This window comes from Blastococcus capsensis (assembly GCF_030165005.1).
Taxonomy (GTDB): Bacteria; Actinomycetota; Actinomycetes; order Mycobacteriales; family Geodermatophilaceae; genus Blastococcus; species Blastococcus capsensis.
This window is the reverse complement of the sequence record NZ_JASNNW010000009.1, coordinates 120,507-136,109: the sequence shown is the minus strand read 5'-3', so window position 1 is coordinate 136,109 and position 15,603 is coordinate 120,507. Positions and strand designations below refer to the sequence as shown.

Here is a 15,603-nt window from a genome sequence, read left to right as displayed (position 1 = left end):
CCAGGCGTACCCGTAGCTGGTCACGCAGCGCGTCGTGGAGGCGAGCCCAGGCTCCGCTGCGCACCCAGCGGGTGAAGGTGTCCCAGACCGTGGAGCGGGGTGGGAACTCGCGGGGCAGTTCACGCCAGGTGATTCCGCCTCTGACCAGGTAGAAGATGGCGTCCACGAGCAGGCGGCGGTCGTGCTTCTCCGAGCGGCCACCGCGCCCGGCGGCGTTGCCCGGCGGCGGCAGCAGCGGCTCGATGAGCGCCCACTGGGCGTCGGTGGTCGCCGAGGACGGATACACCTGGCAGCGCGGAAGCCCCGATCGCCGGTCGCTACCGGTGGTGCTGTTGGCCGGGCAGGACGCACACGTGCAAGTCGGGGAAGATGACACCAGGACTCCTGGTAGGTGGTGGCGTAGACACCTACCGCCCTACCAGGAGTCCGCCTTCCCGCCCGCGCGGACACGCCCAGTTCCCGGACACGCTCTGAGGCCCTCCGCCCGCGCAGGGTCCCGCCGCGAGCTCGCGAGCGGTGGAGCCCGGACGACCTCTCCCCGGCGGCCCCGCGGCCACCCGCGCCGCCTCCACCCGGGTGCGCGCGCCGGTCTTGCCGATCGGGCCGGGTCCCGCTCGGCCAGCCGGCCGGCCAGCTTCGCGACTGCCCAGTTCCAGGCGGACCGGCGGGCGCCGGCCGCGCGCAGCAGCATGCCGGCATGGACGTCGGTCACATCCAGGCGCACCCGCACCGCGCCATGGCTCACAGCCGGCATCGTGCCGGTGACCACCGACAAGATCATGGACCCGCCCTCTCAGCTCCACCGAGGGGGGCATCCGCCAGACCCGCCCGGCGACGGGTGGGGTCAGGCGGCGGCGGTGCAGGACACGCAGGTCGACGCGAACGGGCGCAGCTCCAGCCGCTCCTCCGGGATGACGGCGCCGCAGCCGGTGCACCGGCCGTAGGTGCCACCGTCGAGGCGGGTCAGCGCGGCGTCGATCTCCTCGATCTGGCGCTGCAGGTCGGCGCTGCGGCGCTGGGCGACCGGGTCGGGCACCGAGGTGGCGCACTCCGCGAGCGCCTCCTCCCGCTGCTGGACGCAGTCGGCCCGCTGGGTCTGCAGCAGGGTGCGGAAGCGGTCGGGCGAAGCGGCGGTCATGGCGTCGGTGCTGGCGGACATGCGGATCTCCTTCTGGCAACGCGGAAGGACGCGGTCACCGGTCGGTGGCGCGTCAGGACGGGCGGGTTGCGGCTCCGGGCGGAGTCAGCAGAGGTGCGGCGGGGCCCGGTCCTGGCTGCGACGGAGGACGTCGAGTCCTCGCAGGCCCCGTGCTCGCCGGTTCATCGCCAGGGCGAGCAGCATCCCGCCCGTGAGCGGGCGTACCGCGGCGCCGGATCGGCCACCGGGTGGCGGGAGCACCGGCCGGAAGGCGAACGCGTACGCGCCCATCGCCGATCACCTCCCCGCCAGCCCGGCGCCGTTGCCGGAACGGGGACCATAGCCCAGATCGGCGCCGGCATGCCGCTCTTTCGGGTGATCTGGCTGTGCTGGCCCCGTCCCGGGTCCCGCCCTGAGCTCGCGGAGGGTGGGGAGGACGGGGTCCTTGCTCAGTCGGTGAGGTCGCGGACCACCGCGTCGGCCAGCAACCGGCCGCGGTCGGTCAGCACCGCGCGGCCGTCGGCGTGCGCGGCGGGGTCCAGGAGGCCCTCGGCCACGGCCTCGGCGGCCCGGTCGCGGCCGGTGTCGGTGAGGGCTGTCAGGAGCAGCCCGTCGCGCAGCCGCAAGCCCAGCATCACCGCCTCCAGGGCACGGTCGGCCTCGTCGAGCAGTTCTGCGTCCTGGGCCGGGCTCTCACCCCGGGCCAGCCGGTCGGCGTAGGCGGCCGGGTGCTTGACGTTCCACCACCGCAGGCCACCGACGTGGCTGTGCGCGCCTGGCCCCACGCCCCACCAGTTGGCGTTGGCCCAGTACAGCTCGTTGTGCCGGCAGCGGGCGATGTCGGAGGTGGCCCAGTTGGACACCTCGTACCACTGGAACCCGGCGGTGCGGAGCGTGGCGTCGGCCTGCTCGTAGCGGTCGGCGAGGACGTCGTCGTCCGGCATGGGCAGCTCCCCGCGACGGACGCGCCGGGCGAGCTTGGTGCCCTCCTCGACGATCAGGGCGTAGGCGCTGACGTGGTCGACGGGCGAGGCCAGGACGGCGTCGAGCGAGGCGGCCCAGTCGGCGTCGCTCTCACCCGGGGTTCCGTAGATGAGGTCGAGGTTGACGTGCTCGAACCCCGCGGCGCGGGCCTCGTGCGCGGCGTCGACGGCGCGGCCCGGGGTGTGCCGCCGGTCGAGGGCGGCGAGCACGTGCGGGGCGGCGGACTGCATGCCCAGGCTCACCCGCGTGAAGCCGCTCTCGCGGAGCCGGGCCAGCGACGCCGGCGACACCGTCTCCGGATTGGCCTCGGTGGTCACCTCGACGTCGTCGGCGAACGGGAGGAGCCCGCGCGCGGCGGAGAGCACGGCGGCGAGGTCGTCGGCGGGCAGCAGCGTTGGTGTGCCGCCGCCGACGAAGACCGTGGAGACCGTCGGCAGGTCCGGCCCCAGGGTGCGGGCCGCGCGCTCGAGCTCGGCGATCGCGGTGCCGGCGTACTCGCTGCGGTTGGCGCCGGGGCCCAGCTCGTCGGAGGTGTAGGTGTTGAAGTCGCAGTAGCCACAGCGGGTCGCGCAGAACGGGACGTGCACGTACAGCCCGAACGGCGTGGCGCCGAGGCCTTCTCGGGCGCTGTCGGGGAGCCGGTCGGGGCCGGGTGCACCCGGCGGCAGCCCGGTGTCGTTCAGCAGCGGCAGGACGGTGTTCATCTGCTCCCAGTGTGCCGCCCGGGCGCCGCGGACCGGCAGGATGCCGGACGTGACCTCCGACCGAGTGCTGCAGGTGTCCGTCTCGCGCGGCGTCGCCACGCTGATCCTCGACTCCCCCGCCAACCGCAACGCCCTCTCACGGGGGATGCGCACCGAGCTGCGCACCGCGCTGTCCGATGCCCTGGCCGACGACGCCGTGCGCGTGGTCGTGCTCGACCACACCGGGCGCGTCTTCTGCTCGGGGATGGACCTGTCGGAGGCGGCCGGCGGCTCGTCGGAGGACCAGGGCGTGCGCGAGTTCCCCGAGCTGCTGTCGCTCGTCTGGTCCTCCCCCAAGCCGGTGGTCGCCGTCGTCCGCGGCCCGGCCCGCGCGGGTGGCGTCGGGCTGCTGGCCGCCTGCGACGTCGTCGTGGCCGCCTCGTCGGCGACCTTCGCCTTCTCCGAGGTGCGGCTGGGACTGGTGCCGGCGGTCATCTCCGCCGTCGTCCTGCCGCGCATGACCACCTCCGTGGCGCACCGCCTGATGCTGACCGGAGAGGTGTTCGACGCGGGCACCGCGGCCGCCGGCGGGCTGGTCGACCTGGTCGCCGCCGATGACGAACTGGACGCCGTCCTGGCCGGCCAGCTCACCGCGCTGGCCGCCGGTGCACCCGCGGCCCTGGCCGAGACCAAGCGGCTGCTGCAGAGCCGGCAGCCCGAGCTGGCGTTCGACGAGCTGCTCGGTCTCTCGGCGCGGTTCTTCGCCGGCGAGGAGGGCCAGGAGGGCATCGCGGCCTTCCGGGAGAAGCGCGCCGCCCGCTGGGTGCCGTGACCGACCGGGATCTGACCCCGGCAGGAGCAGTTCCCCGCACGGTCTGGCTCTGAGTGCCCTGGCACTCAGAGCCAGACCGTGCGCAGGTGCACCTACGGCAGGCGGCGGGTGTTGTCCGGCAGCCGGACGGTGACGCCCTGGGCGTCGAGCCATTCCATGAGCGGCACGGCGACCCGGCGGCTGGTGCCCCAGGCCTGCCGGGCCTGGCTCAGGGTGAACGGCTGCGGGACCGAGGCCAGGCGGGCGCGCGCCACGTCGGCGATGCCCGGCGCCAGGTAGACCTGCTCGCCGATGCGCACCAGCTGGCCGCTGCGGACGGCCGCCGCCAGCTCCCGCACGCCGAGCCCCGCGGCCACCAGGTCCGGCGCCTCGGGGGCGGCGAAGGGGTCGGCGGCGAGGCGCGCACGGACGTCGTCCACCGCCCGCTGCACCGCCGGCGGCAGGTCGGCGGCGCCGTCGACGACCCGCCCCTCGCGCAGCACCAGCGGCTCCCGGACCAGCGCCGGCACCAGTTCGGCGTCGGGCAGGTCGAGGGCCCGGCGCACCACCTCCGCCGGCGGGCCCGGCTCCAGCGGGCGCAGCCTCCGGTAACGGCTGACGACGTCGGGCACCCGTGCCGCCAGCTCCTCGGCCAGCCCGGCGGCCAGCAGCCACGGCCCGGCGGCGGTGGCGCCGGCGGGCACCGGCCAGCCCATGGCGGCGAAGTCCGCGGTGCGCACGATCCGCCGCCGGGCCAGGTCGGCGGCCGCCCCGGCGGTGCCCTCCGGCTGGGCCGCGAGGTCCGCGGCCCGCTGCCGGGCCGCGCCGCGGCGGCGCAGCTCGGGCGGGTCGACGTCACGCACGTCGGCGCCGAGGACCCGCCGGGAACCGGGATCGCGCAGCAGCAACCGATCGCCCACCTTCAGCGGGAGCGGCGCGTTCAAGCGCAGCCGCGCGGCCGCGCCGTCCAGCGGCCGGAGCCGGGCGCCGACCGTCGCGGAGCCCACGTGCACCACCGGCTCGGCGGGCAGCCGCTCGTCCGGCTCTGCGCCGAGGGTCACGTCGACGACGTCGGTGAGCCGGAACGCGCCGGGGGTGAGCAGGGCGTCGCCCCGCGAGAGGTCCTCCACCGCGACGCCGCGGAGGTTCAGGGCCACCCGTGCGGTGGCGCTCACCCGGTCGACGGCCGCGCCGAGCGACTGCGCCCCCCGCACGGTCACCTCGCGGCCGCCGAGCAGGAGCCGGTCACCCTGGCTCACGGTCCCGGCGGGCAGGGTGCCGGTGACCACCGTCCCGGCTCCCCGGATCGAGAAGGCGCGGTCGATCCAGAGCCGGACCGGCGCGTCGTGGTGCGGCGCGGGCAGCCCGGCGAGCAGCGTTTCCAGCGCTGCGGCGAGCTCCGGCAGGCCCGCACCGGTCACCGCGCTCACCGCCACCCCGGGCACCTCGCCCATCGACGTCGCGGCCAGCCGCTCGCGCACGTCGTCGAGCACCGGGGCGGGGTCGGCGAGGTCGGACTTGGTGACGGCGAGCAGCGCGTGCCGCACGCCCAGCGCGTCCAGGACGGCGACGTGCTCGGCGGTCTGCGCCGACCAGCCGTCGTCGGCGGCGACGACCACCAGGGCGGCGGGCACCGAGCCGACACCCGCCAGCATGTTGCCCACGAACCGCTCGTGGCCCGGGACGTCCACGACGGCCAGCCGGCGACCCGAGGGCAGCGTCGTCCAGGCGTAACCGAGGTCGATGGTGAGGCCGCGGCGGCGTTCCTCGGCCCAGCGGTCGGGCTCCATGCCGGTGAGCGCGCGGACCAGGGCGGACTTGCCGTGGTCGACGTGCCCGGCGGTCGCGATGACGTCCATGCCGGACGTGCCAGGAGCGGTCACGTCCACCGGCGCGCCACCTCCAGCACCGCGCCGGCCAGGTCGTCGTCGGCGGCGGGCAGAACACTCCGCAGGTTCAGCAGCGTCCGGTCGTCCTCGAGGTAGCCGACCACCGGTGGGCTGCCGGTACGCAGCGGTTGGACGAATCCTGGCGGCAGGGAGACAGCGGCGCCGGGCAGCGGGTGCTCGGGCGCCCCGCCCCCGCCGACCCGCGAGTCGGCGTCCACCGCGACGGCGTCCACCCCGGCGCCGGCCAGCCGGTCGGCGAGCGCACGGGCCCGGGTGCGCAGGCCGTCGACGTCGGCGGCGAGCATCTGCTGCACCGGCGGGAGCGGGCCGCGCAGGGTGGCCTCCAGCGCGGCGAGCGTCGTCTTGTCCACCCGCAGCGCCCGGTAGAGCGGGTGCCGGCGCAGCCGCTGGACCAGGTCCGCCCGGCCGAGGACCAGCCCCGCCTGCGGGCCGCCCAGCAGCTTGTCGCCGCTGGCGAGCACCAGGTCGGCGCCGGCGGCCAGCGTGGTCTGCAGGTCCGGTTCCGCCGGGAGGAGCGGGTGCGGGCGGAGCAGCCCCGAGCCGACGTCGGCCACCAGGGGGACACCGTCGAGGGCGCCGGCCAGCTCGCCCACCTCGACCGCCCGGGTGAAGCCGCGCACGACGAAGTTCGACGGGTGCACCTTGAGCACCGCGCCGGTCTCCGGGCCCAGGGCGCCGCGGTAGTCGTCGACGGTCACCCGGTTGGTCGTCCCGACCTCGCGCAGCCGCGCGCCGGTGGCCTCCAGCAGCTCGGGGATGCGGAAGCCGTCACCGATCTCCACGAGCTCGCCGCGGGCCAGCACCAGCTCCCGTCCCTGCCCCAGCGCCGTCGCCACCAGGGCGAGCGCGGACGCGCAGTTGTTCACCACGATCGCCGCCTCGGCGGCCGGCACCGCCTCGAGCAGCGCCGCGATCGCCGCCTCGCCCCGCGGGCCGCGACGGCCGGTGCCCAGGTCCAGCTCGACGTCCGTCGTCCCGGCGGCGGCGGTGATCGCCTCCACCGCGGCCGCCGACAGCGGGGCCCGGCCGAGGTTGGTGTGCACGATCACGCCGGTGGCGTTCAGCACCGGGCGGAGGCTCGACGCGGTCGCCGGCAGCTCGGCCACGACCGCCTCCACGGCCTCCCCCGGGGCGACCGCACCGGCCCGCACCCGCTGCTGCACCCGCTGGACGGCGTCCTTCACCAGCCCGCGGCCCAGGCGCTCGCCGGCACCGGCGAGGCGCGGGTCGGCGAGCAGGGTGTCGGTGCGCGGCACCTGGCGGCGCGGGTCGGTGCCCTGCGGGTTCTGGCTCATCGCCCCGCAGCGTATGTGCGGGAAGAGTTGGCGGAGGCGGACGGGAATCGAACCCGCCTGACCGAGCTACTCGGCCACGTCGGCTTTAGAGGCCGCGGGGGCCACCAGACACCCTGACGCCTCCGTCGCGCACCCTACGTGGCCGGCGGCATCCGGCGGAACTGCCGGTGTCCCCTGCCAGTCTCCGATCCGTGAACCGCACCGGGTCCCACTCCCCCACCACGCTGCCGCCGGTCACCCTCACGCCCGAGGAGGCCGCGGCCGTCGCGCTCGCCCTCGCGCGGCAGCCGGAGGGCCCCTACGCCGCCGCCGGGTGCGGTGCGCTGGGAAAGGTGCTGGCCGCACTCGAGCCCGATCCGCGCCGGCACGCCGATCTGCTGGCCGCGGTCGCTCGCGTCGCCGGGAAGCCGTCGCGACGCGCGCGCACCGGGGAGCGCGTCCCCTCGCCTCGGCACCCCGCCGGCCGGAGACGTCGTCCCGAGCCGGATCCGGCCCGGCCCGCGCCCGAGGCGCCCGTCCCACCGCGGCTGGTCGTCCTCCCCGGGGGACGGGCATAGATTCGGGGCGTGACCACCGCACCCGCCCGAATCAGGCTCACCCAGTACGCGCACGGCGGAGGCTGCGCCTGCAAGATCCCGCCGGGTGAGCTGGAGGCGGTCGTCGCCGGCCTCTCGGCCCAGGGTCCGGTCGACCCGGCGGCCGAACTGGTCGTCGGTCTCGACGACGGAGACGACGCGGCCGTCGTCCGCATCCCCGGCGGCCAGGGGCTGGTGCTCACCACCGACTTCTTCACCCCGGTGGTCGACGACGCGTACACCTTCGGCCGGATCGCCGCGGCGAACGCGCTGTCGGACGTCTACGCCATGGGCGGCACCCCGGTCGTCGCGGTGAACCTGCTCGGCTGGCCGCGGGACGTGCTGCCGGCCGAGCTCGCGGCGGAGGTGCTGCGCGGCGGGCTCGAGGTCGCCCAGCAGGCCGGCTGCCACGTCGGCGGCGGGCACTCCATCGACGATCCGGAGCCCAAGTACGGGATGGCCGTGACCGGCATCGTCGACGTCGACCGGATCATCACCAACTCCGGCGCGGTGGCCGGCACGCCGCTGACCCTCACCAAGCCGCTCGGGGTCGGCGTGCTCAACAGCCGCATGAAGGCGACCGGCGAGATGTCGGAGGAGGCGGTCGCATCCATGGTGGCCCTCAACCGGGACGCCGGCCGGGCCGCAGTGACCGCCGGCATCCGCGCGGGCACCGACGTCACCGGTTTCGGCCTGCTCGGCCACCTGTACAAGATGGCGCGGGCCAGCGGCGTCACCGCCGTGGTGGACGCCGCCGCGGTGCCGTACCTGGCCGGCGCCCGCGAGGCGCTGGCCGACGGGTTCGTCTCCGGTGGCACCCGGCGCAACCTCGACTGGGTGCACCCGCACACCGACATGTCGGCGGTGTCGGAGGACGAGGCGCTGCTGCTCGCCGACGCGCAGACCTCCGGCGGCCTGCTGCTGGGCGGCGAGATCCCCGGCTCCCCGGTGATCGGCGAGTTCGTGCCGCGCGGGGACTTCGTGGTCGTCATCCGCTGACGGAGTGGTCGACGGAGTGGCCACCAGCCTCCGGACGACGCTCGGTGAGGCAGGGCCGCTCGGTCTGCCGCTGGCTGGAGCGGTACCGACCCGGAACCACGACGGCGTGTCGCAGCGGACATCCCGGGAGCCGGGCCTCCGATGCGAAATTGCCTCGTGCACTGGTCAGCGTGCCTGCCGCTCGCACGGATCCCGGAGATCCCGCGATCCGGCACGGAGGAGGATGGCATGAGCACGAGGACGGCAACCCGGGCGCTCACCGTGGCGGCACTGACCGCGTCGGTGATCGGGGTGGGGGCGGGCAGCCCGGCCGGCGCGGCTTCGGCGGTGGGGCCGCCGTACACCGCCTCGCTCGCCAGCACGGTGCTGGCCACCCCCGGTTTCGGTCTCGTCGCGACCGTGTCCGTCACGGAGAGGAAGGGACACGCACCCGTCGTCGACGTCGCCCTGTACGGAGAGGGCCTGTCCTGCGTCGTCGAGGGCGTACCCACCGCCGCCGAGCTGACCACCCTGGAGTCGGCGACCGCCACCGGCACCTACACGTACGTCTGCACGGAGGGCGGCGGGAACGGGCTCACCGCCCTGGAGGGGACGGCCCATCTGCACGTCGTCTGGACGGGGGTGGGCCCGACCGAGCGGGCTCCGCTGTACCACTGCGTCGGGCGTTACCTGGTGCGCGAGGCGGAGATCACCGGCGGTCTGACGCTGACCGGTGGCCTCCGAGCCGAGCTGACCGCAGCCCCGGACAACTCGCGCCTGTCCTACGACCACAACGTCTGTCCGCCGGGCATCCCGTAGCCGCCCGAGGTGCCATGACCGGCCGGGTGCCCGCGCGTTGCCGCACGGCCCGGCCCTGCCTCGCCACCGGGCAGCGGCTCCGTTAGCGTCCGGGTCATGCTGGCTGCCTTCGTCTCCGCCCCCGCCCCGAAGGACCCGCTCTCCGTCCTCGAGGTGGGTGAGCGGCCGGAGCCCGAGGCGCCCGACGGCTGGACGACGATCCAGGTCAAGGCCGTCTCGCTCAACCACCACGACCTGTTCAGCCTGCAGGGCATCGGCCTGCCGGCCGAGCGGATGCCGATGATCCTGGGCACCGACGCCGCCGGGATCGACGAGGACGGCAACGAGGTCGTCGTCCACGGGGTCATCTCGACGCCCGACTGGATGGGCGACGAGACTCTGGACCCGAAGCGCTCGCTGCTGTCGGAGGTGCACCAGGGCTCGATGGCGGAGAAGGTCGCCGTCCCCCGCCGGAACCTGCTGCCCAAGCCGGCCGAGCTCTCCTTCGCCGAGGCCGCCTGCCTGCCCACCGCGTGGCTGACCGCCTACCGGATGCTCTTCGTGAAGTCCGGCCTGCGCCCGGGCCAGACCGTCCTGGTGCAGGGCGCCAGCGGCGGCGTGGCGACGGCGTTGATCGTGCTCGGCCGTGCCGCCGGCTACCGGATGTGGGTGACCGGCCGGAGCGAGGAGAAGCGGACGGCCGCGCTCGCGCTGGGCGCGGAGCATGCCTTCGAGACCGGCGCCCGGCTGCCCGAGCGGGTGGACGGCGTCATGGAGACCGTCGGCGAGGCCACCTGGAGCCACAGCATCAAGTCGCTCAAGCCCGGTGGCGTGCTCGTCACCTCCGGCGCCACCACCGGCTTCAACCCGGGGGCGGAGCTGAACCGCGTCTTCTTCACCCAGCTATCGGTCATCGGCTCCACCATGGGCACCAAGCCGGAGCTGGAGGCCCTGATCCAGATGTGCCGGGTCACCGGCATCCGGCCGCAGATCGACGTCGAGCTGCCGCTGGCCCAGGCGCGGGAGGGTTTCCAGCGGATGCTCGAGGGCCGCACCAACGGGAAGATCGTCTTCACGCTCTGAGACCCCCGCCCGGACGAGTGGGCAGGTGCGGTCGCCGACACGTGCGAACTCGCCGCGGTCGCCTGCTGCGACTGCTCACCCGGCGACGGCTCAGTGCACGACCTTGAGCCCGACGACGCAGCCCACGATCCCGGCGAGCAGCAGCAGCCGCACGAGCGAGACCGGCTCGGCACCGGTGACCATGGCGTAGACCACCGTGAGCACCGCGCCGATGCCGACCCATACCGCGTAGGCCGTCCCCAGGGGCAGCTCGCGCATGGCGAAGGCCAGCCCGCCCATGCTCGCGGCCAGGGCGACGGCGAAGAGCACCGTCGGCCACAGCCGGCTGAACCCCTCCGACCGGTCCAGAGCCACCGCCCACACCGCCTCGAGCATCCCCGACACGACCAGCACCAACCACGACATCGCGGGCTCCTCAGGCGCCGTCTTGTCGCACACCGGGTACGGCACCGCTCGTCCGGGAGCCGTGGTCGCAGCTCTCCCCCAGTCTCGCACGCGCCTCCGTCGCGCGGGCTGTCAATCAACGGTGACATGCCGTGACGGAGGCGGTCGCCGCCGCCGTCGGTGGGCCGGAACTGGATGCCGGTGCGCTGGAAGCCGTGGGCATCGGCCTGGAGGCGGTCCGCAGCTCGGTGGAGGCGACGTCCGGCCCAGGAGCGCTGGACCGGCCGCGCCGCTCGGGCCGGCAGCCGGCCGGGCACATCGCCCTCGCGCTGCTGCGGGGAGGCGACGGGCTGGCGGTGAAGGTGCTGCACGACCGCGGGGTGGACGCCGACGCGCTGCGCGCGGACCTCAGGCTCGCGCTGGATCCCTGACCGGCGCGCCGCGGAGCAGGACGAGCGCGGCGACCGCCGCCAGACCCGCCGCGATCGCCGCCCCGGCGAAGACGGTGTGCAGCTGGGTCAGCAGCGCGGTCTCGGTCGCGGCGTCGTAGGCGGCGCAGTCGGCGGGGCTCGTCGGGCACAGCTCCATCGGCGTGCCGATCGCGGCGATCTCGGCGGTGAACCGGCGCAGCGCCACGGCGGTGAGCAGCGACAGCCCGGCCAGCATGCCGACCGTCCGGGTGACGACGGCGAGCGCACTGGCGCTGCCGTGCACCTCGGCCCGGGTGACGGCCAGCAGCACCGCGTTCACCGGCGCGATGGCCAGACCGAAGCCCAGGCCCGCGGCGAGCAGCACGACTGTCGACCACGCACCGTCCAGCGACCGCTCGTCCCAGCCGGTCATGGCGACGAAGGCCACCGCGGTCAGCGCCATGCCGACGCCGGCCACCACGCGCGGCGCGACCACCCGGCACAGCCACCCGCCGGCCACGGCGCCCACCGGAACGGCGACCAGCAGCCGGAGCAGCACCAGCGCGGCGCCCAGCTGGTCACCCGGCGTGGTGGTGGCACGGGCGAAGAGCGGGATGTCGACCAGCGCGGCGACGAGCGCGACCCCCACCAGGAGGTTGACCAGCAGCGCACCCCACGCACCCACCGGGCGCAGGGCGGCCAGGGGCAGTACCGGGTTCGGCGTGCGCCGCTCGTGCACCACGAAGAGCACCCCGGCGACAGCGGCGAGCGGCAGGAGCACCCAGCCGTGGGCGACGACCTCCTGGGATGTGTCGGCGGCGGCGAACGCCCAGACCAGCGCGCCCAGCGCCAGCACGACCAGCGCCGAGCCGACCACGTCGACCTCGCGGGCCAGCCGTCCGAGCCCCCGCAGCGGCAGCACGGCGCCGGCCGGCCGGATCAGGCTGCGCGCCACCAGTGCCGCGGCGGCGAGCACGGTCGCCAGCAGCAGGGGCGCCGTCCACGACTTCCCCGCAACGAGGGGCACGTACAGCAGGCCGAGGGCGACGTCCTCGGCCAGCGCGGCCGGCTCGGCGAGCAGCAGCCCGAGCGTGGCCGCCGCGACCACGGCCAGCACCAGCCCTCCCGGGTCCGGTCGCCGCACCTGTCCGGTGACGACCACGCCGGCCGCGAGCCCCAGCCCGAGCAGCAGGTTCAGCCAGAAGATCGCCCGCCAGTCCGCCAGGGCGAGCACCGCCGCACCCGCCAGCGGCCCCAGCACCGCACCCGCCTCCTGCACGGCCCCGACCACGCCGAGGGGCAGCGACCGGCGCTCGGGCGGCCAGCGGTCGGCGACCAGCGCGAGCGTGGCCGGGACCAGCCCGCCGGCCCCGATGCCCTGCAGCCCTCGACCGGCCACCGCGAGCCCCAGCGACTCCGCCGCGGCGGTCAGCAGCGACCCGAGCGCGAACAGCAGGAGGCAGCCGATGAGCACCGGCGTCCGCCCGCGCAGATCGGCCAGCCGGCCCAGCAGCGGAAGCGTGGCGGTGTAGCCGAGCAGGAAGCCGCCGACGATCGGCGTCGCCTTCTGCAGCTCGTCCAGACCGACCCCGACGCCGGCGAGGATGTCCGGCAGGGCGAGGACGACGACGTAGGTGTCGGCCGCCGTGACGAGGACGGCGAGGGTGGCCAGCGCGATCGCCATCAACCCGGGGACCTCCCGGGCGGCGGACGACCGGTCAGCCGGTGGGCGGTGCGCTGATCTCGACATCGGCCCCGAAGTCGCTGAGCTCGAGGGTGTACGTGGCGTCCTCGTCGGCGGTGAAGAACGGCCCGGTCAGCTCCGCGCGGCGGAGTTCGCCGCTGTCGCTGGCGATGGAGAACCGTGCCTGCACGGGCTCGGACAGCTCCTCGCTGCTGAGGATCTGCTCGACGAGCTCAGCGGGCAGCTGGGCGGTCACCTCGCGCACCACCTCGCCGCCGACCCGGCGCTCCTCACCGAGTTCGGCGGAGGTCGCCTCGGCGAGCAGCTGGGAGATGCCGGTCTCCGGGTCGAGCAGGTCGCCGGGGTCGCCGAACCCGAACTGCGCCGGATCGATGACGCTGAACCCGCTGGTGAACGGCAGCTGGGCGTAGACCGTGTCGTCGACCGAGACCACCTCGAGGTCCAGCGTGGATCCCAGCGCCTGCACCTCCAGCGTGCCGTCGAAGGACGCCGGCCGGGCGATGTCGCCCTCGCCCCCGACCAGCAGGGTGCCGCTGGACGGGGCCCCTTCGCTGTCCAGCACGAAGTGCGCGCTCTCGGCCTCGTCCAGGGTCGTCTTGGCGCGTTCGAGCAGCTGAGCGGCGGACTCGTCGGGCTCGTCGGCACCGCAGCCGGCCAGGACCGGGCCGGCGAACAGTGCGACGACGAGGACGGGCAGCCCCGATCGGCGCAAGAGCATGGCGACCTCCACGTCCCCGGCGGGGTTCCCCGGCCGTCCGCGGACACTAGCGCGCCCGGCAGCTCAGCTGCGGGCGGCTCGGGGGTCGATCTTCGCGGCGACCTTCGCCTGGTCCTTGACCGGGCGGAAGGACAGCGCCGGGGCCAGCTGGGGCAGCAGGTCCTGACCGGACAGCAGACGGCGTCGAGCCGCCCGATCACGCGTTCGTGGATGCTGTGCCGTCGAGTGCGCTCGCGAGCTCGCTCACTTGGGCTTGGCGGAGGCGGTGGACTCGTTGGTGGAGAGCGCGGCGACGAACGCCTCCTGGGGGACCTCGACGCGGCCGACCATCTTCATCCGCTTCTTGCCCTCCTTCTGCTTCTCCAGCAGCTTCCGCTTCCGGGTGATGTCACCGCCGTAGCACTTGGCGAGGACGTCCTTGCGGATGGCGCGGACGGTCTCGCGGGCGATGACCCGGGAGCCGACGGCGGCCTGGATGGGCACCTCGAACTGCTGGCGCGGGATGAGCTCGCGGAGCTTGCCGGCCATCATCACGCCGTAGCTGTAGGCCTTGTCCTTGTGCACGATCGCGCTGAACGCGTCGACGGCCTCGCCCTGCAGGAGGATGTCCACCTTGACCAGCGCGGACTCCTGCTCGCCGGCCTCCTGGTAGTCGAGGCTGGCGTAGCCGCGGGTACGGGACTTCAGCGCGTCGAAGAAGTCGAAGATGATCTCGCCGAGGGGCAGCGTGTAGCGGAGCTCGACCCGGGACTCGGAGAGGTAGTCCATCCCGCCGAGCTGGCCACGGCGGCTCTGGCAGAGCTCCATGATGGCGCCGGTGTAGTCGCTGGGCGCGATGATCGTCGCGTTGACGATCGGCTCGTGAACCCTGTCGATCTTGCCCTCGGGCCAGTCGCTGGGGTTGGTCACCGTGTGCTCGGTGCCGTCCTCCATGATCACGCGGTAGACGACGTTGGGCGCGGTCGAGATCAGGCTGATGCCCGCCTCGCGCTCGAGCCGCTCCCGGACGATCTCCAGGTGCAGCAGGCCCAGGAAGCCGACGCGGAAGCCGAAGCCCAGCGCCGCCGACGTCTCCGGCTCGTAGACCAGCGCGGCGTCGTTGAGCAGCAGCTTGTCCAGCGCCTCGCGCAGCAGCGGGTACTCGCTGCCGTCGATGGGATAGAGGCCCGAGTAGACCATCGGCTTGGGGTCGCGGTAGCCGCCGATGGACTCGGTGGCCGGCTTGTGCTGCAGCGTGACGGTGTCGCCGACGCGGGACTGGCGGACGTCCTTCACCCCGGTGATGAAGTAGCCGACCTCGCCGACGCCCAGGGACGCCACGGGCTTGGGCTCGGGCGAGATGACGCCGATCTCGAGCAGCTCGTGGGTGGCGCCGGTGGACATCATCTTGATCCGCTCGCGGGCGGAGATCCGGCCGTCGACGACGCGGACGTAGGTGATGACGCCGCGGTAGATGTCGTAGACGGAGTCGAAGATCATCGCCCGGGCGGGCCCCTCGGCGACGCCGGTGGGCGCCGGGATGTCGGTGACGATCCGGTCGAGCAGTTCCGGGACGCCGACACCGGTCTTGCCGCTGACCCGCAGCACGTCGTCGGGGTCGCAGCCGATGATGTGGGCGATCTCCGCGGCGTACTTCTCCGGCTGCGCCGCCGGCAGGTCGATCTTGTTGAGGACCGGGATGATCGTGAGGTCGTTCTCCAGCGCCAGGTACAGGTTCGCCAGCGTCTGGGCCTCGATCCCCTGCGCGGCGTCGACCAGCAGCACGGCGCCCTCGCAGGCGGCCAGCGACCGGGACACCTCGTAGGTGAAGTCGACGTGGCCGGGGGTATCGATCATGTCCAGCACGAACTCGGTGGTGGTGTCCTCACCGGTCCGCGGCGTCCAGGGCAGGCGGACGTTCTGGGCCTTGATGGTGATGCCGCGCTCGCGCTCGATGTCCATGCGGTCGAGGTACTGGGCGCGCATGTTGCGGCCCTCGACGATTCCGGTGACTTCCAGCATCCGGTCGGCCAGCGTCGACTTGCCGTGGTCGATGTGGGCGATGATGCAGAAGTTCCGGATGCGGGCCGGATCGGTGGCAGCGGGAGTCGTCACAGTGCCGCCATCGTCCCACGTCCCCACCCGGGAGCGG

Annotated in this window: 17 protein-coding genes, 1 tRNA gene and 1 riboswitch; of the genes, 6 read left to right on the top strand and 12 right to left on the bottom strand. The window is 74.5% G+C overall.

Translation table 11 applies throughout. The features are described from left to right. The 5 genes from QOZ86_RS09945 to hemW all read right to left on the bottom strand — a co-directional run. The coding region (locus tag QOZ86_RS09945; RefSeq protein ID WP_284491805.1) for a transposase at positions 1–286 on the bottom strand (286 nt) is incomplete at its 3' end. A 129-nt stretch (positions 287–415) separates the two neighbouring features. Continuing rightward, complete coding sequence (locus tag QOZ86_RS21170) at positions 416–754, bottom strand: helix-turn-helix domain-containing protein (protein WP_431521212.1); 339 nt, start codon at positions 752–754, stop codon at positions 416–418. A 90-nt stretch (positions 755–844) separates the two neighbouring features. Continuing rightward, positions 845–1,159 carry a TraR/DksA family transcriptional regulator gene (locus QOZ86_RS09940; protein ID WP_284491804.1) on the bottom strand — a complete coding sequence of 105 codons (315 nt, stop codon included), beginning with the start codon at positions 1,157–1,159 and terminating at the stop codon, positions 845–847. A gap of 84 nt (positions 1,160–1,243) precedes the next feature. Further along, complete coding sequence (locus QOZ86_RS09935) at positions 1,244–1,429, bottom strand: hypothetical protein (protein ID WP_284491803.1); 186 nt, start codon at positions 1,427–1,429, stop codon at positions 1,244–1,246. Between the two features lie 158 nt (positions 1,430–1,587). After that, complete coding sequence (gene hemW / locus QOZ86_RS09930) at positions 1,588–2,826, bottom strand: radical SAM family heme chaperone HemW (protein ID WP_284491802.1); 1,239 nt, start codon at positions 2,824–2,826, stop codon at positions 1,588–1,590. Positions 2,827–2,866: 40 nt separating this feature from the next. Here hemW and QOZ86_RS09925 point away from each other — a divergent pair, with 40 nt between their 5' ends. Next, complete coding sequence (locus tag QOZ86_RS09925) at positions 2,867–3,637, top strand: enoyl-CoA hydratase-related protein (RefSeq protein ID WP_284491801.1); 771 nt, start codon at positions 2,867–2,869, stop codon at positions 3,635–3,637. A 92-nt stretch (positions 3,638–3,729) separates the two neighbouring features. Here QOZ86_RS09925 and selB read toward each other — a convergent pair whose 3' ends face one another. The 3 genes from selB to QOZ86_RS09910 all read right to left on the bottom strand — a co-directional run bounded on the left by selB (position 3,730) and on the right by QOZ86_RS09910 (position 6,945). Continuing rightward, positions 3,730–5,499, bottom strand: a complete 1,770-nt coding sequence (selB, locus tag QOZ86_RS09920; protein WP_284491800.1) for a selenocysteine-specific translation elongation factor — start codon at positions 5,497–5,499, stop codon at positions 3,730–3,732. Next, complete coding sequence (gene selA / locus QOZ86_RS09915) at positions 5,496–6,821, bottom strand: L-seryl-tRNA(Sec) selenium transferase (RefSeq protein ID WP_284491799.1); 1,326 nt, start codon at positions 6,819–6,821, stop codon at positions 5,496–5,498. The genes selB and selA overlap by 4 nt, the downstream gene beginning before the upstream one ends. A 28-nt stretch (positions 6,822–6,849) precedes the next feature. Further along, positions 6,850–6,945 (bottom strand) — tRNA-OTHER (locus QOZ86_RS09910). A gap of 67 nt (positions 6,946–7,012) precedes the next feature. On the opposite strand from QOZ86_RS09910, the gene QOZ86_RS09905 reads away from it, so the two are divergent. From QOZ86_RS09905 to QOZ86_RS09890, 4 genes are all read left to right on the top strand, one after another. Continuing rightward, positions 7,013–7,378 carry a hypothetical protein gene (locus tag QOZ86_RS09905; protein ID WP_284491798.1) on the top strand — a complete coding sequence of 122 codons (366 nt, stop codon included), beginning with the start codon at positions 7,013–7,015 and terminating at the stop codon, positions 7,376–7,378. Positions 7,379–7,387: 9 nt separating this feature from the next. After that, positions 7,388–8,395 (top strand): selenide, water dikinase SelD, encoded by a 1,008-nt coding sequence (selD, locus tag QOZ86_RS09900; protein WP_284491797.1) that lies wholly within the window; start codon positions 7,388–7,390, stop codon positions 8,393–8,395. Positions 8,396–8,623: 228 nt separating this feature from the next. Next, positions 8,624–9,193, top strand: a complete 570-nt coding sequence (locus QOZ86_RS09895; protein ID WP_284491796.1) for a hypothetical protein — start codon at positions 8,624–8,626, stop codon at positions 9,191–9,193. A gap of 96 nt (positions 9,194–9,289) precedes the next feature. Then, positions 9,290–10,255, top strand: coding sequence for a zinc-binding dehydrogenase (locus QOZ86_RS09890; RefSeq protein WP_284491795.1), 966 nt, complete (start codon positions 9,290–9,292; stop codon positions 10,253–10,255). Positions 10,256–10,345: 90 nt separating this feature from the next. Here QOZ86_RS09890 and QOZ86_RS09885 read toward each other — a convergent pair whose 3' ends face one another. Beyond that, positions 10,346–10,660: a DMT family transporter gene (locus tag QOZ86_RS09885; protein ID WP_284491794.1), complete on the bottom strand. Its 315-nt coding sequence runs from the start codon at positions 10,658–10,660 to the stop codon at positions 10,346–10,348. Between the two features lie 11 nt (positions 10,661–10,671). Then, positions 10,672–10,737: riboswitch (guanidine-III (ykkC-III) riboswitch) on the bottom strand. A gap of 54 nt (positions 10,738–10,791) precedes the next feature. Here QOZ86_RS09885 and QOZ86_RS09880 point away from each other — a divergent pair. Further along, the gene (locus QOZ86_RS09880) at positions 10,792–11,070 is read left to right on the top strand and encodes a Clp protease N-terminal domain-containing protein (RefSeq protein ID WP_284491793.1); all 279 of its coding nucleotides are present in this window, start codon (positions 10,792–10,794) and stop codon (positions 11,068–11,070) included. On the opposite strand, the gene QOZ86_RS09875 is transcribed toward QOZ86_RS09880, so the two are convergent. The 3 genes from QOZ86_RS09875 to lepA all read right to left on the bottom strand — a co-directional run bounded on the left by QOZ86_RS09875 (position 11,048) and on the right by lepA (position 15,566). After that, entirely contained in the window at positions 11,048–12,733 is a 1,686-nt protein-coding gene (locus QOZ86_RS09875) for an MFS transporter (RefSeq protein WP_284491792.1), read from the bottom strand. The two genes, QOZ86_RS09880 and QOZ86_RS09875, sit on opposite strands and share 23 nt — an antisense overlap. 34 nt (positions 12,734–12,767) lie before the next feature. After that, positions 12,768–13,472, bottom strand: a complete 705-nt coding sequence (locus QOZ86_RS09870; protein ID WP_284491791.1) for an LppX_LprAFG lipoprotein — start codon at positions 13,470–13,472, stop codon at positions 12,768–12,770. A gap of 243 nt (positions 13,473–13,715) precedes the next feature. Next, positions 13,716–15,566 carry a translation elongation factor 4 gene (gene lepA, locus QOZ86_RS09865; RefSeq protein WP_284491790.1) on the bottom strand — a complete coding sequence of 617 codons (1,851 nt, stop codon included), beginning with the start codon at positions 15,564–15,566 and terminating at the stop codon, positions 13,716–13,718. Positions 15,567–15,603 lie beyond the last annotated feature (37 nt).

Coding starts and splice junctions, on each gene's coding strand:
- QOZ86_RS09935 (WP_284491803.1), bottom strand. CDS start 1,429: ATGGGCGCGTACGCGTTCGCCTTCCGGCCGGTGCTCCCGCCACCCGGT.
- QOZ86_RS09890 (WP_284491795.1), top strand. CDS start 9,290: ATGCTGGCTGCCTTCGTCTCCGCCCCCGCCCCGAAGGACCCGCTCTCC.
- QOZ86_RS09895 (WP_284491796.1), top strand. CDS start 8,624: ATGAGCACGAGGACGGCAACCCGGGCGCTCACCGTGGCGGCACTGACC.
- selA (WP_284491799.1), bottom strand. CDS start 6,821: ATGAGCCAGAACCCGCAGGGCACCGACCCGCGCCGCCAGGTGCCGCGC.
- hemW (WP_284491802.1), bottom strand. CDS start 2,826: ATGAACACCGTCCTGCCGCTGCTGAACGACACCGGGCTGCCGCCGGGT.
- QOZ86_RS09925 (WP_284491801.1), top strand. CDS start 2,867: ATGCCGGACGTGACCTCCGACCGAGTGCTGCAGGTGTCCGTCTCGCGC.
- QOZ86_RS09875 (WP_284491792.1), bottom strand. CDS start 12,733: ATGGCGATCGCGCTGGCCACCCTCGCCGTCCTCGTCACGGCGGCCGAC.
- QOZ86_RS09885 (WP_284491794.1), bottom strand. CDS start 10,660: ATGTCGTGGTTGGTGCTGGTCGTGTCGGGGATGCTCGAGGCGGTGTGG.
- QOZ86_RS09940 (WP_284491804.1), bottom strand. CDS start 1,159: ATGTCCGCCAGCACCGACGCCATGACCGCCGCTTCGCCCGACCGCTTC.
- QOZ86_RS09870 (WP_284491791.1), bottom strand. CDS start 13,472: ATGCTCTTGCGCCGATCGGGGCTGCCCGTCCTCGTCGTCGCACTGTTC.
- QOZ86_RS21170 (WP_431521212.1), bottom strand. CDS start 754: ATGCCGGCTGTGAGCCATGGCGCGGTGCGGGTGCGCCTGGATGTGACC.